Source organism: Faecalimonas nexilis, assembly GCF_059731825.1.
Genome location: NZ_AP029189.1, coordinates 1,777,456 through 1,791,894 on the forward strand (window position 1 = coordinate 1,777,456; position 14,439 = coordinate 1,791,894).

Consider the following 14,439-nt stretch of genomic DNA (forward strand, 5'->3'; position numbering starts at 1 on the left):
ATGAAAAGAGAAAATTATATTATTACGGTAAAAAGCATCTATATACGTGATGCAGAGATATTCTGCCCAGAAGATATGATGGAACAGGAAATTTTGAACTTAGACGATATAGATATTTTTCAGTCCTGCGAGTTTGAAAGATACTGGAAAAATGCAGAGGTTTCTGCTTACTTATGTCAGATGGCTTGTGCAGAAGAAGAATGTGAAAAAGAACTGCAGAAAATTGCAGAGCATTTTAAGATACCTGCCTGTTTTTTGGAAGCAATTCCTATGAAAAAAGGCTCTGGAGATGATGAAATTTATAATAATGGAGAGAAGGAAAATGAAGAAAGCACTACTTAAAAAGATACCGGTTATAGAAGCTGGTACTAAGGATAAACAATATATGGAACTTTGCAGACAAAACTATCTGTTAAAGGTACAAAAGACTACGGTAGAGCATAAACGGACTTTAATTCTAAATCTTTATGACGCAGAAGACATCATAAAGGAGCAATACCAGTCGTTCTGTCGCATCTTTTTTTCCAATGGAGACTTTATTACATATTTTATAAGAGAAAACCGTTGGTCTGTAAAAACTTTGGACATATTGGAAGCTAAAAAGGGGAAATTTATATCTCAGATTGCGATACGAACATGTAAGGAAAAAAAGAGTATTAAACAATTTTTTCATCGAGCAGATGATGCAGTAGACAGCATAGAGTTGATAGAAATAGAACAGTATAAAATAAAAGAAGAAAAGGCATTAGAAAGAAAAAAAAGAATGACAAAAGATATAGAGTATCTATTTCGCAGTGTGAAACCAGTGACTAGAAAATTTGAAAAATGGCTGGAACATGAGGTACTAAAAGAAAGTCAGTACATTTTCTATCAGTATTCTAGAAAAAAAATGATAGATTGCACATGTAGTCATTGTAAATCTGAGTATCAATTGGAGAAATCTATACCAAGGCATAACAAAGAATATCTATGCCCCATTTGCAAGCGGAAATCAATTTTTAAGGCAAAAGGAAAATCAGGATATTTTTCTGATCAAGCAGAAGCTATTAAAATTGAAAAAGCATCAGAAGGAATCATATTACGCCATTTTGAAGTTAGAAAATCTTATGTTACGCATGGTACAGGAGAATATACATTATCTTATCAGGAAGACTATCGAGCTGTATTTCATGAGAAGTTCCGCTTTTATTACCCAGTTTATAGCTGTCTTGTTCATAAGTATGTATGGAAAGAGAAATATATAGATCCTTATTTCCATTATAAATACCATATGAATTATACCGTAAAGGTCTATCAGACGATAACTCAAATGCCCGGAATGGTGTATCCATGTAATTTAAAAAATGTTTTTAAAGGAACTCCATTTGAGTATTGCTCTTTAGATTATTTTGTTAAACATAATCGTTCTGTAGAATTTCCGGTTGTATATTATTTGAAGACATATTTGAACTTCCCATTGCTTGAACAGTTCGTGAAGCAGAATATGTTTTATTTTGCTTTGGAATGTCTATATCACCTTCCAAGTGAGTGGAAAGAAACAAATGAAACAAATATCAGGCATCTATTGGGAATAAATTCACGTTTTTGTTCTATTCTGAGCAGGTATAATATGGGAATGAAGGAATTGGACGTTTTGAAAAAAATGGAGAAACTAAATATCCATTTGTCTGAACAGGAAATCTTTGGGTATTGTAAAATTTTTGAGAGTAATAAAGATTTTTTGGAATTACACCAGTATGCATCTATTCGGAAAATTGTGAATTATCTAGCAAAACAGATTGCGAAGAAAGAAAAAGGAAAAGCATATCAGTTGTCCAGTGATGTGTCTTGTATCAGTAGTGATGAAATGAAATGCTATCAGACATATATAAGAAGCTGGAAAGATTATATTGGATGGGCAGAAAAGTTGGAATATGATCTGAAAAGCCGATACGTTCTGTTTCCGAAAAATTTCAAAGATGTTCACGACAAGACTTTTCGGGAGTATCAAAAACAACAAGATAAGATGGAAAGAAAAAAACAGGCAAAAGAAAGACGAACCGTGAACCGCCTTTTAAAGAAAGATATAAAACTACTGGATACACAAATTCAGGATAAGAACTATATCTTAAAAGTTCCTGGGAATTATCAGGAAATCCAAAAAGAAGGACAGGCGTTAGGACATTGTGTAAGCGGCTATATCCCGCATATTGCCAATCGGAAATGTGATGTGTATTTTATCCGGAAAAAAACAGATCCGGATACTCCTTTTTTTACTGTTGACTGGAGAGGAGGGAAGATTGTGCAATGTCAGGGGAAAGGGCGGATCCATTATCCACAGGAAATGGTAGAATTTGTTCGCTATGCAGAAGAAAAATTAAGGTTGCTAAAGGGAGAAGAAGAGAAAAAGGCTGCGTAGGAACATGGGAATTTTAAGAGAATAGAAACACAGGCAGAGGGATTAGAATATTCTTCTGCCTTTTTTATAATGAAAGGGATCAAGTTATGAAGGACGTATTGAAAAAATTACAACATGTCAAAATCCAAAATAAGAGCAGACTTTCCGAAGAGGATCAGAGATTTTGTCAGATACAGCAAAAATTATATGACAGTACTAGGAATCACTTTTTAAGTATGTTTGTAGATATGGAAACACTGCACCAGCAAGAACTGAGCTTTTATGGGAGGATACAGAAATATGCAGATAGGGTGTACCAACAGAACTTAATTAGTATGGATAAGAAGAAGCAAACAGAAGTTATGGAAAAAGTACATAATCATTTTATTAAAACAATCATTTCTTTCTTTAATCGGAAATATGGCCTTGCTATACAGATACATTCGTATGAACGCTATATTTCCCTGCAAGATTCAACAGAACCCGTATTACATAACCGGATTTCTTCTTTAACAGAAGAAGAGAAACAAATTTATCGGGAAGAAATGAAGAGATGCCGTAAACAGAAAGAAGAAAATCTTTATGAAGTTTTATTTGCCAGAATTGATTATCCGCTTATTGTAGATGATATTTTTTCTTATCTTGGTGGTTTTAGTTTTCAAGAAAAGGTAGAACAGGAAATTAAAAAAAATGTGAAAGCCGGATTATCCTACGCAAAATATAATATACAAAGTAAAAAACTGACCATCAAAAATCTGGTCTACAGCAAAACAGATCTTTGGGGAGAATATGAAATTTGTCTGGATAATGAAAAATATAAGGCCGTTTTACGTGCATTGACATTTTTTGACTCTGGAAAAAAACAGTTTAACATTTATGATGGGTGGCTGGAAAGATTTGTAAGTTTTTCATACATCGGGAAAAAAGAAAAAGAAGGGATTTTTGATGAGCATCTCGCACTTGGTAAGAAAGTTGTCAAATTTAAGTATTTTAAAAATGGTAGATGGGATATCGTTTTTGACAGCGGCGTACATGCATTGTCTTTTGCAAAAGAGTACCTGGGCTATAAGGAGGTAATCTAATGGAAAAATACAAAAAAGATACGGAACTTCAAATACCAATGGAGCAAAGGAAAAAATTGAATGAAAAAATTTTGTATCTAGTGGAAAATCATGAAGCAGAACTATATGGGATCACACCAGAGGATATTTTTAATGTATATACGGGAAATGGTGGGCTGCATGGACTGGACAGGAAAGACTTTCAAAATTTTCATGCTTATACAGAAGCAAAAAAAGAAATAGAGCAGGGACAGTTTTTTACACCCCAAGAAGTATGTAAATTTCTTGTTGCCTGTGTCAAACCAGAACCGGAGGATATTATTTATGATTTGACTTATGGAAAAGGCGATTTCTTCAATTATCTTCCTACAGAAAACAATATCTATGGGACAGAAATTGATATGAAAGCGGTAAAGATTGCCCAGTACCTCTATCCGAAGGCAAATCTGCAATACGGAGATATCCGGCAGTATTCCCCTGTTTTAAGCGGAGATATTGTGTTTGGAAATCCGCCCTTTCATTTGGAATGGGGAACAAAAGAAGCACCGGTATCCTCCCAAATGTATTATTGCAAAAAAGCATATCAGGTACTGAAAAACGGAGGCCTTTTGGTTTTGCTGGTTCCGGAAAGCTTCCTTTCAGATGATTTTTCAAATAAAGGGGATATTGAAGAAATCAATCAGATGTTTAATTTGATTGTACAATTTTCTTTGCCGGCAGATGTATTCAAAGAGTATGGTGTGACATCTTTTCGGACAAAAGCGATGATCTTACAGAAAAAGAGTCAATATGTAACAGAAAGACCTTACACCACAAAGAAGGTGGTTCTGAAACATCCCCAAGAAATTTATCAAACTTATGTGTTACCGGTTCTTCAGGAACGGAGAAAAAATGCTGCAAATATTTATTTTGAATGCCAGAATACAGACTTAGAGGGAAAGCAGAAACAGGCATTTCAAGAAAAAACAGTGAAACTGTTGTTTGATATCAAAAGAAATCGAAAGATTACTCATAAAACGGGACAGGCAGAGAAAATTTTGCAAGAGTACCTGAAACAAACAAAACCAGAGGAACTATCCTGGCAGGAGTGGGAAAAAATCAAGATACAGCCGGAAGATGTTTTACGGAAATTAAAGGAAATTTTATCTTCTGCGAATAAGACTTACAGGAATGAAACTCGGATTGTAAAGACAAATTATAGATTTAAAGTAAAAGATTATCGCGAAAATGGAAGTGGTGTAGAGTTAGGTTCTATCCATTCGTTTGTTTTAACAAAAGCGGAAGTTCCAGGATTTGAAAAGTTTTTGGAAAAGAAACGACGGAACTTTGAACTACAGGAAATACCATTAAAAAAAATAAAACAGGATCAGAAAATTGCAGAATATCTGGAAAAGTGGCATGTAAAAAGCCAGATGACAGGAGAAGTCAAATATCTAAATCCTATACAGAAACAAGAAGTGAATAAACTGTTGCAGAAACGATATGCAGCCCTACAGTTTTCTATGGGAACCGGAAAAAGCCTTTGTACGCTGGCGATGGCACAGTACAGAATAAAATATAGCCCTGTTCGGAATGTGTTTATTGTTAGCACAGCTCTGGCAATCAATAATACATGGGAAGAAATACTTACAGACTATCAGATTGATTTTTACCGTATCCGAAAAAGAGAAGATATTAAAAGGGTGCAGAAAGGGCAGATTGTACTTTTGACAGTCAACCTACTGACAGACTTAAAAAGAGAGATGAAAAAACTGGTCCGTATCCGTTGTCAGAAGGTCATGTTGATTTTCGACGAAAGCGATACAATCAGCAATGGAAGTTCCAAGAGGACAAAAGCAATGCTTTCTGTCTTCCGAAAGTGCAGATATAAAGTGCTGGCGACTGGAACAATGACGCGAAACAATGTTGTAGAAGCTGCTCCACAATTAGAGCTGCTTTATAATAATTCGATTCATTATCTTGCAAAAAATGAGTGGATTTTCCGATTCGGGAATGGACAGATGGAAAAATATGCGAACCCTTTTTTTAATCAACCATTTCCTGCCTATAAAAAGGGATATGAACTATTTTCTTTCTCTTATTTGCCAAAGAAGATTACGGTGTTTGGCCTTGAAAAGGCAAACCAAGACATTTATAATTCCTCATTTTTAGATGAATTATTAGAAAAAACCGTAATAACGAAAAATTTTGAGGAAGTAGTTGGTAGAAAAATTTATAAAATTTATCAAGGAACTTGCTCTTTTAATCAGACAGAAAAGGAAGTTTATCTGACTGCCATAAAAGAATTTGATAAAATCCGCAGGAAATACTTTGTGGCTTGTAAAAACGCAAGAAAAGATGCTATGTTTCGGATTTTACAACAATTGATGCTGCTTCTGAAAATATGTGCAGATCCCTCTCTTGCATACGAATATAACAGTAATGAACCGCCTACAAAAGTTAAAAAAGCAATACATCTTTTACAGATGTGGGAAAAAGAAAGAGTTGCCATTGGAGTTCGCAAGATAGAAGTAGCGGAGTCCTATTACCACTATTTAAAACAGGCATTTCCGAAAAGGCCAATTTTTATGATCACAGGAAAGAAAAATCCTTGTAAACAGCGGCAGCGGATTGTAGAAGAACTGAGAAAGACAGAGAATGGAATTTTGCTTTCTACACAGCAAAGCTTATCAGAGTCCATGAATATTGATGATGTGGATAAAATTATTTTGCCTGAACTTCATTATAACCATGCAGCTATGGAACAATACTATTTTCGGTTTATTCGTTATACATCTCAAAATTTTAAACAAGTGGTATTTTTGATTTACGAAAATTCCATTGAAGTGAATCTGCTAAAAATGATATTGGCAAAGGAGAAAATTAATTTGTTCATGAAAAATCAATTAATAGAGAACGGAGAATTATATGAAAAATTCGGTATCAATCCTCAGATATTTTCTCTTTTAATGACAACTGGTGTGGATCAGGAAGGGAAACTTCAAATTCAATGGGGTGAGCAGAAAATCCGTTAGAATCGATATTTTACTATTTGTAAACTCTTAAAAGAGGGAACAGAGAAAGGGTTATTTAACTATTTTTAGGTTTTAATAAATTCAATTCAGATTACAAATCTTACAGAAAGAATTCATGTTGTCTAAATGTATCTAAAATAAAATCCAATTATTTACAAATAACTAAAAATCAGAAAATCCAAATGAAATTGGCATCTTAGGAGGTGAGCATATAGGTACACATTCAGAAGAAAAACGTGTATACGAAGTAGAAGATATTCAGGAAATCTTAAATATTGGTCGTACAAAAGCCTATGCTTTTATACAAGAGGTGTATGTAAAACAGAAACCTTTCAAAGTTATAAAAATTGGAAATATTTATCGTATTCCCAAAGCTTCATTTGACCGTTGGCTAGATGAAGGAAACTAAAGCATGTTTACAAACATAGATGCAGGTATTGACACACACAAATCAATTATGTTACGGTGCTTATATGGCAAAAGAAAGCATATAAGCACCTACCAAACAGGAGGTACTTTATATGGAAAAATCAATGATTAATAAAGGAGCTGTATTTTATGAAAATGGCACATGGAGTTTTCTGACAAAGACAGTTAACTGTAATACCTATACAATTGAATATGAAAAAAAACAGGATTTTCCTCTATTGAAGAGGCAAAGCAGGCACAAGAGCAGGAAAATGAACGATATCAAAAACAGATGAAACGAATTAAAAGTTTGACAAATATGAGATATACGTTCTTTGAATATTTAGATTACTGGTGTCAAAAAATATTTCTTCCTAATGCAGATAGTTCTATTAAAGTGGGGTATTCATGGACGATTTATAAAATCATTATTCCAAATACACCGAAGGATATTTTAATAGGCATGGTATCTTCCAATTATCTAAATGAAATTTTAGAGAATTGTAAAGACTATTGTAAAAGTGCAGGGCCAATGATAAACAAAGTATTTAATGTAGCCTTGAAAGATGCTCTTGATGATGGCTATCTTGAGACCAATCCGTTGCTAGATATGAAAAAGTATTATTGGGATGTTCCTGCAATGGTTATATATTCTAAAAAACAGATACAGACATTGCTTCAAGCAGCATATGAATACCATTCTGTTTATTTAGAGATTTTACTGGCTTTGTTTGTAGGTTTACGCAAAGGTGAAATTTTAGGTTTAAAATATTCGGATTTTAATTCGGAAAATCAAACGGTTAAAGTGGAACGACAGTTACGAGAGATTATGAAATTGTTGTAAAAGGAAATTTATCTTATAAGATACTATCTTCAAAGCAATCTGTAAAACCGCCAAAATCATTATGTAGTTATCGGACACTGCGTATCCATAACATTATTTTTCAAGAATTAGAAATTCGAAAAAAGGAAAATATGCAGTTGTTTGAAAAACTTGGAGAAGATGAACCAGAATGGAAAGATTTTATCTGTATTGGACCAAAAGGAAATATAAAAGGAGAAACTACCTGTAACGCTGCTTTAGAGCGTATGTGTGAAAGAAACTCACTTCCCAAAATCGGTATGCATGATTTGCGTCATATATTTGCAACAATTTTAATTGAGCAAGGAATGCAGTTGGAAGAAATTTCTAAAATAATGGGGCATAAAAGTATTGCAACAACCTTTGAAATTTATTGTGGCATTATTGAAGCGAAAGGGAAAATTTCAGCATTGATTGATTCCTCATTTGATCCAATTAATGCCGCTTCCAAATCTGCTGCGGGAGGGTGTACACATGAATAAAAAGCCAATTATAAAACCTGATGTTAAAGAAAGTTTTCAATATGGTGATATCGTTTCATGGAAATTTAGAGATACAATTACTCCTGTAAGAGGAAAATTTGCATACCGTTTTTCTCTGACGTTTTCCACTGGAATTGTAATTCCTATGCAAAAAGGTGGATATAGTACGAAAACAGAAGCGCTGAAAGCAAAGGAATTTGCGATTGCTGAGTTGCATTCAAAAAGGTTTATTCCTTTTGAATACACGCTAAAAGAATTTTTTGACTACTGGCTATATTATTATATGATTGATGAAAGAAAGATATCCTATCATACATTTTGTAGCTATCGCAATGTAATCTACAATTACTTTTTAAAAACATGGGATCCAAACAGCAAAATTACAGATATCGAACGTGACGATATTAAAAAAGGGCTGGATTCTATTGAAAAAGTGAGTGTTTTGCTTTTATCCTATACTGTTTTGAAAGGTGCTTTTACATACGCAAAAAACCATCAGATGATACGAATAAATCCTGTTCTAACTGCAATTCGTATGAAAAAAAAGGCTGTGAAAAAAGCTTATAATCAAGCGTTAAGAGAAGGCACTATAAAACATCAAAAAAAGGAGTATCCAATTCTTTCCATTCCGCAAATTTCATTATTGCTGTTAAAATGTAAAGAAACCAAAGCAGAAATGTATATACCATTACTTTTGACGTTAACAACCGGCCTTCGAATATCTGAAGTGATTGCAATCAAATTCTCGGATATTGATTGGTGGGAAGGGGAATTACATGTCAGACGACAGTTAGGGAGAACAACTTCAAATGATGGTGAGGCAGACAACCGATTATGTACACAAGAGGTGAAAACAAAATCTCATTCAGGAGAACGTGATATTCCTTTGGGTGATTTTGTTATAGATGAATTGATTGTGGCACGCCATAAGTATGAAACAGTGCAGAAATCCAATCCCCAATTTCAGGATCTGGACTTTGTATGTTTTAGAGAAAACGGTTTGCCCTATAACAGGGGTAATTTGGGGAAATCTTTTAAAGAACTGTTAGCAGATTGCAATTTGCCCAAAATGCGATGGCATGATTTGAGACATACATACGCAACTGTTTTAAAGGAAAATGATATTAGTTTGAAAGCGATATCTGTCTGTATGGGACATAATGGAACAGGGGTTACAAAGGATGTTTATATCAATCTTCCTGAAGAAATATATGACTGTGAGAAGGTGATTGGCAATTTTATAATAGATATTCTGCCTCAAACAGATTTTGTATTCGACATTCAGATATCTGAGAAAGATTTGCTTGAACTCCTTCCGCAAAAAGTATATAATACGGTGGGTTAACATGCTGTTTCAGAATGTTTTCTGCTGCTTCATATCAAACAATATCATATTCTCATATAGGGTGTTAAATGATAGGAAAAGCAGGACAAAATTTTTAAGAATTTAATTATAAAATAGGTGATTTATAGTATCAAATTATGTTATGCAGTGCTATGTATTTTATGCAAGACCATGAAAATGGTGTATAATTATGCATAGTGCTGCACAGTAGAAAAAAAGTAAATTTGTTACGCAAGGGCAAAAATCAGATGAAAAACAGCATTTTTCATACTGAAAAGCGTCCCTGAAAATCATAAAAAAACAGCTATTTTTCGTGAAAATCGAAAAAGAAAATAAGATTACTTTTTTGTATATATTAAACAAAAATGAAAGGAGAAATATGAGAAAACTAGCTTTAAATGATGAAATATTACTAAAAATCGAGAAGCCGGCCCGGTATATCGGGAACGAAGTGAACTCGGTGATGAAAAACAAAAATGAGGTGGATATCCGTTTTGCCATGTGCTTTCCGGACGTCTATGAAATCGGTATGTCCCATCTTGGAATTCAGATATTATACGATATGTTCAACCACAGAGCGGATGTATGGTGTGAACGTGTCTATTCTCCATGGACGGATTTGGACGAGATTATGAGAAAACAGAATATCCCATTGTTTGCATTAGAGTCTCAGGATCCTATCAAAGAATTTGATTTTCTTGGGATTACAATTCAATATGAGATGTGTTACACGAACATTTTACAGGTGCTTGACTTAAGCCAGATTCCACTGTTTGCAAAAGATCGTGGAAATGATGATCCGATTGTCATTGGCGGTGGTCCGTGTACATACAATCCGGAGCCTTTAGCAGACTTTTTTGATATTTTCTATATCGGGGAAGGCGAGACCGTTTACAATGAACTGTTGGACGCTTATAAGGAGTGGAAAGCTTCCGGCGCACCTAGAAAAGAGTTTTTGGAGCGTGCAGCAGAGATTCCGGGACTTTATGTGCCGGCTTTTTATGATGTGACTTACAATGAAGATGGAACAATTGCATCTTTTGAGCCGAACAACGTACATGCAAAACGTACGATTGAAAAACAGATGGTGCTGGATATCACAAATACTTACTATCCGGAGAAACCGGTCGTGCCATTTATCAAAGTGACACAGGACCGTGTTGTACTGGAGATTCAAAGAGGTTGTATTCGCGGATGTCGTTTCTGTCAGGCGGGTATGCTTTATCGCCCGACGCGTGAACGAGATTTGGAGAGACTAAAAAAATATGCGTATCAGATGCTAAAAAGCACTGGACATGAGGAGATTTCTTTGAGTTCATTAAGCTCCAGTGATTATTCACAGCTCCAGGGAATTGTAAATTTTCTGATTGATGAATTTAAGGGAAAAGGGATTAACGTATCACTTCCATCGCTTCGTATCGATGCCTTTTCGCTGGATGTTATGAGTAAAGTACAGGATGTTCGAAAGAGCAGTCTGACATTTGCACCGGAAGCAGGATCTCAAAGATTACGCGATGTTATCAATAAAGGGCTCACCGAGGAGATTATCTTAGAAGGTGCCGGACAGGCATTTGAGGGCGGATGGACTCGTGTAAAATTATACTTTATGCTCGGACTGCCAACCGAGACGGAAGAAGATATGAAGGAAATTGCTCATCTCGCAGAAAAAGTAGCAAGACGCTATTACGAAATTCCGAAAGATCAAAGAAATGGAAAATGTCAGATTGTGGCAAGTACTTCATTCTTTATTCCGAAGCCATTCACTCCATTTCAGTGGGCAAAAATGTGCAACAAGGAAGATTACATTCAAAAAGCACATATCGTAAATAACGAGATGAAAGCACAACTCAATAAAAAAAGCTTGAAATATAACTGGCATGAAGCGGATGTCACAGTTCTGGAAGGAGTATTTGCCCGTGGAGACAGGCGTGTCGGCAAAGCACTTTTGGAGGCGTACCGACTTGGTTGTCTATATGATTCCTGGAGTGAACATTTCCGGAATGACCTTTGGCTTCAGGCATTTGAAAATACGGGAGTAGATATCGCTTTCTATAATTTGAGAGAGCGTGATCTGGATGAAATCCTGCCGTGGGATTTTATCAATATCGGAGTGACAAAGAAATTCCTGCAACGTGAATGGAAAAATGCATTGGAAGGAAAGGTTACACCAAACTGCCGGATGCAGTGTTCCGGATGTGGCGCGGCAATCTATGGAGGAGGTGTTTGTTTTGAAGGCAAGAATTAAATTTCGTAAATATGGGGTGATGAAATTCATCGGACATTTGGATATTATGCGTTTCTTTCAAAAAGTAATGCGCCGTGCGGATATTCCGATTGCGTTTACAGGTGGATACAGCCCACATATGATCATGTCCTTTGCCAATCCGCTCGGGGTTGGTTTGACAAGCGACGGAGAATATTTTGATATTGAACTTACAGAGCCGATTGACTTTGATGCGGCTGTTGAACGGATGAATGCAACGATGGTAGAAGGCATTGAGGTGGTCAATATGGTAGAGATTTCTGATGATAAAAAGCGTACAGGAATGTCCATTGTGGCGGCAGCAGATTATTTGTCCTTTGCAAAAAATCATGCTTTTCCGGATGACTGGAAGGAAAAAGCAGACATCTTTTTGGATCAACCGCAGATTATGATTGTGAAAAAGACGAAGAAGAGTGAAAAGGAAGTGGATATCAAACCGATGATCTATCAGTTTGAAGCGAGAGATGAAGAAATCTACATGCAGGTTGCCACAGGAAGTGTGGAAAATCTGAAACCGGAACTTGTTATGCAGGCATTTTCGCAATTTTTAGGATTGAATGCGGAAGAAATCACATTTGTACATCACCGTCTTGAAGTGTACGCAAATATCGGAACAGAGGATAACCGAGAACTAGTGAGTCTCGATCAGGTGTCATAATGGAGCGGAAATTAATCATTACAAGATGGAAAGAACAGGTCCTGACTTCGCTTCTGGAAAATGGAGAAATTGTAGAGTTCCATTGTTCTCCGAATGAGACGAAAGAACAGGCAGTGCTTGGAAATATTTATGTTGGAAAAGTAAAAAATATTGTTCCGAATATCGGTGCGGCTTTCGTGGAAGTTGCCAAAGGTGTAGAATGCTATTATGCCCTTGATGAGAATGAAACGCCGATCTTCACTCAGAAAATTGGGAAAAAACTACTTTGCATCGGTGATGAATTGCTTGTTCAAGTCTCAAAGGAGGCGGTCAAGACAAAAGTACCTACCGTCAGCGGGAAACTTAGTTTTACAGGGAAATATGCAGTTTTGACAACCGGAGATACCAGAATCGGAATTTCGTCAAAGCTTCCAAAAGAATCGAGAGAACATTTTCAGAAACTGGCAGCTTCTTATCAATCAGATGCATATGGCTTTATCATTCGTACAAATGCAAAAGATGTAGCGGAAGAAGTGCTGAAAGCTGAACTTGAACAATTAATTCAAGAGTATAAAGAACTCGTAAAAATTGCAGGGACGCGTGTATGCTATTCCTGTTTAAAAAAGGCGCCGAAGCAATATTTGAGCGAGCTGAAAAATATTTACCAGGACGGTTTGAAAGAAATTGTGATAGAAGATCCAATACTTTACGAAGAGACCATCGCTTATCTGAAAATGTATCAACCGGAAGATCTGGGAAAAGTACATCGTTATGAAGATACTCTGCTTCCTTTAGATAAGCTGCATAATATTGAACGGAAGCTGGAAGACGCACTAAAAGAACGCGTGTGGTTAAAGTCGGGAGCTTATCTTGTCATACAGCCGACGGAGGCATTGACTGTGATCGATGTAAACACCGGGAAATGTATCAGCAAGAAAAGAGATGAACGGACCTACTTAAAAATTAACATAGAAGCGGCGAAAGAAGTGGCAAAACAAATACGTCTTCGCAATCTTTCTGGAATCATTTTGGTGGACTTTATTAATCTTTCCGGAAAAGAGCTGATGGCTGAGCTGGTCGATGTATTTCAAAAGGAACTTCGGAAAGATCCGATTTCTACTACACTTGTGGATATCACGAAGCTGCAGCTTGTGGAAGTGACACGGAAAAAGGTAAGAAAACCGTTAAAAGAGGCGATAAGATGAAAAAGAGATTAAAAGATGTTTGGAAACCGATGTTGATTGTTGCTTTTTTATTTATTCTGGGCAGTTTCCTTCCAAATGGGAAACAGATTTTATTTTATATGGCAGCAGTCTGCCTGATACTGCTGATATGTTTTCTTGCGACAATGTTTTTGCTCGACCGCTATCAGAAGTCGAAAACTCCGTACATGTCAGACTATCTGAAGACCTGCGATGCGAAAAAATTTTTAGAGCAGTGTGAACAGTTGGAAAGAAAGAAAAAGGCAGATACAGACAGCTATTATGCTCTCGTGCAAGATCTAATCAGCGCATATCTTGTCAATGGAGATTTTGCTTCTGCGAGGAAATGGCTTGCTTACATGGAGAGCAAACAAAAGCTTGCAGGCAAATATAAAGAGAATGTAAAAAATCTGGGAGTTCTGTGTGCAGTGATGGGAAATGATTATCCAAGAGCAGCACGATTGATAGAAGATATGCGTGATATGGTTCGAAAAAAACCGAAAAATAAGCATCTCAGACAAAAACTTGCCAATGCTGTTCTTGTATTAGACGCAAGGACAGGCGAACAGAAAGTTGCAAAAGAATATTATGAGAAGCTTTTTACAAAAGGAACCAGAAATCTTTCTGAAAAAATATGGTGCAAATATCATTTACTTGCAGCTTATGAGCTTGAACAAAATGAGGACAAAATAAAAGAATGTCTGGTGTATTTGGATCAGCATGGAAATAACACTTATATGGCGAAGATTGCAAGAGAGAAACGTAAGAGCATGGATATTTAAGGAGGG

Annotated in this window: 13 protein-coding genes; all 13 read left to right on the forward strand. The window is 35.9% G+C overall.

Annotated elements, in window-relative coordinates; all coding sequences use genetic code 11:
• Complete coding sequence (locus tag AC6I5B_RS08970) at positions 1–342, forward strand: hypothetical protein (protein ID WP_004612639.1); 342 nt, start codon at positions 1–3, stop codon at positions 340–342.
• Positions 323–2,398, forward strand: a complete 2,076-nt coding sequence (locus AC6I5B_RS08975) for a PcfJ domain-containing protein (protein ID WP_181989695.1) — start codon at positions 323–325, stop codon at positions 2,396–2,398. The genes AC6I5B_RS08970 and AC6I5B_RS08975 overlap by 20 nt, the downstream gene beginning before the upstream one ends.
• Positions 2,399–2,484: 86 nt before the next feature.
• Positions 2,485–3,459, forward strand: coding sequence for a hypothetical protein (locus tag AC6I5B_RS08980; protein ID WP_177503409.1), 975 nt, complete (start codon positions 2,485–2,487; stop codon positions 3,457–3,459).
• Positions 3,459–6,452 carry a DEAD/DEAH box helicase gene (locus tag AC6I5B_RS08985; protein ID WP_004612625.1) on the forward strand — a complete coding sequence of 998 codons (2,994 nt, stop codon included), beginning with the start codon at positions 3,459–3,461 and terminating at the stop codon, positions 6,450–6,452. The genes AC6I5B_RS08980 and AC6I5B_RS08985 overlap by 1 nt, the downstream gene beginning before the upstream one ends.
• Before the next feature lie 211 nt (positions 6,453–6,663).
• Positions 6,664–6,861, forward strand: a complete 198-nt coding sequence (locus AC6I5B_RS08990) for a helix-turn-helix domain-containing protein (RefSeq protein ID WP_083864358.1) — start codon at positions 6,664–6,666, stop codon at positions 6,859–6,861.
• A 112-nt stretch (positions 6,862–6,973) separates the two neighbouring features.
• On the forward strand, positions 6,974–7,156 hold the full coding sequence (locus tag AC6I5B_RS08995; protein WP_117788054.1) for a hypothetical protein: 183 nt from the start codon (positions 6,974–6,976) through the stop codon (positions 7,154–7,156).
• A complete protein-coding gene (locus tag AC6I5B_RS09000; RefSeq protein ID WP_497773751.1) occupies positions 7,153–7,704 on the forward strand; it encodes a site-specific integrase in 552 nt (183 codons plus the stop codon). The genes AC6I5B_RS08995 and AC6I5B_RS09000 overlap by 4 nt, the downstream gene beginning before the upstream one ends.
• Before the next feature lie 137 nt (positions 7,705–7,841).
• On the forward strand, positions 7,842–8,204 hold the full coding sequence (locus AC6I5B_RS09005; RefSeq protein WP_497773752.1) for a tyrosine-type recombinase/integrase: 363 nt from the start codon (positions 7,842–7,844) through the stop codon (positions 8,202–8,204).
• Positions 8,197–9,549, forward strand: coding sequence for a tyrosine-type recombinase/integrase (locus AC6I5B_RS09010; RefSeq protein WP_004612622.1), 1,353 nt, complete (start codon positions 8,197–8,199; stop codon positions 9,547–9,549). The genes AC6I5B_RS09005 and AC6I5B_RS09010 overlap by 8 nt, the downstream gene beginning before the upstream one ends.
• A gap of 379 nt (positions 9,550–9,928) precedes the next feature.
• Complete coding sequence (locus AC6I5B_RS09015; RefSeq protein ID WP_071143988.1) at positions 9,929–11,794, forward strand: TIGR03960 family B12-binding radical SAM protein; 1,866 nt, start codon at positions 9,929–9,931, stop codon at positions 11,792–11,794.
• Positions 11,760–12,470, forward strand: coding sequence for a TIGR03936 family radical SAM-associated protein (locus tag AC6I5B_RS09020; RefSeq protein ID WP_004612613.1), 711 nt, complete (start codon positions 11,760–11,762; stop codon positions 12,468–12,470). Before AC6I5B_RS09015 ends, AC6I5B_RS09020 begins: the two co-directional genes overlap by 35 nt.
• The gene (locus tag AC6I5B_RS09025; protein WP_117788047.1) at positions 12,470–13,654 is read left to right on the forward strand and encodes a ribonuclease E/G; all 1,185 of its coding nucleotides are present in this window, start codon (positions 12,470–12,472) and stop codon (positions 13,652–13,654) included. The genes AC6I5B_RS09020 and AC6I5B_RS09025 overlap by 1 nt, the downstream gene beginning before the upstream one ends.
• Positions 13,651–14,433 carry a hypothetical protein gene (locus AC6I5B_RS09030; RefSeq protein ID WP_497773753.1) on the forward strand — a complete coding sequence of 261 codons (783 nt, stop codon included), beginning with the start codon at positions 13,651–13,653 and terminating at the stop codon, positions 14,431–14,433. Before AC6I5B_RS09025 ends, AC6I5B_RS09030 begins: the two co-directional genes overlap by 4 nt.
• Positions 14,434–14,439: the final 6 nt, after the last annotated feature.

Excerpts from the sequence above, each read along its gene's own strand:
- AC6I5B_RS09015 (WP_071143988.1), top strand. The coding sequence starts at position 9,929 with ATGAGAAAACTAGCTTTAAATGATGAAATATTACTAAAAATCGAGAAG.
- AC6I5B_RS09020 (WP_004612613.1), top strand. The coding sequence starts at position 11,760 with ATGGAGGAGGTGTTTGTTTTGAAGGCAAGAATTAAATTTCGTAAATAT.
- AC6I5B_RS09030 (WP_497773753.1), top strand. The coding sequence starts at position 13,651 with ATGAAAAAGAGATTAAAAGATGTTTGGAAACCGATGTTGATTGTTGCT.
- AC6I5B_RS08985 (WP_004612625.1), top strand. The coding sequence starts at position 3,459 with ATGGAAAAATACAAAAAAGATACGGAACTTCAAATACCAATGGAGCAA.
- AC6I5B_RS08970 (WP_004612639.1), top strand. The coding sequence starts at position 1 with ATGAAAAGAGAAAATTATATTATTACGGTAAAAAGCATCTATATACGT.
- AC6I5B_RS08995 (WP_117788054.1), top strand. The coding sequence starts at position 6,974 with ATGGAAAAATCAATGATTAATAAAGGAGCTGTATTTTATGAAAATGGC.
- AC6I5B_RS08980 (WP_177503409.1), top strand. The coding sequence starts at position 2,485 with ATGAAGGACGTATTGAAAAAATTACAACATGTCAAAATCCAAAATAAG.
- AC6I5B_RS09000 (WP_497773751.1), top strand. The coding sequence starts at position 7,153 with ATGAAACGAATTAAAAGTTTGACAAATATGAGATATACGTTCTTTGAA.
- AC6I5B_RS09025 (WP_117788047.1), top strand. The coding sequence starts at position 12,470 with ATGGAGCGGAAATTAATCATTACAAGATGGAAAGAACAGGTCCTGACT.
- AC6I5B_RS08975 (WP_181989695.1), top strand. The coding sequence starts at position 323 with ATGAAGAAAGCACTACTTAAAAAGATACCGGTTATAGAAGCTGGTACT.
- AC6I5B_RS09010 (WP_004612622.1), top strand. The coding sequence starts at position 8,197 with ATGAATAAAAAGCCAATTATAAAACCTGATGTTAAAGAAAGTTTTCAA.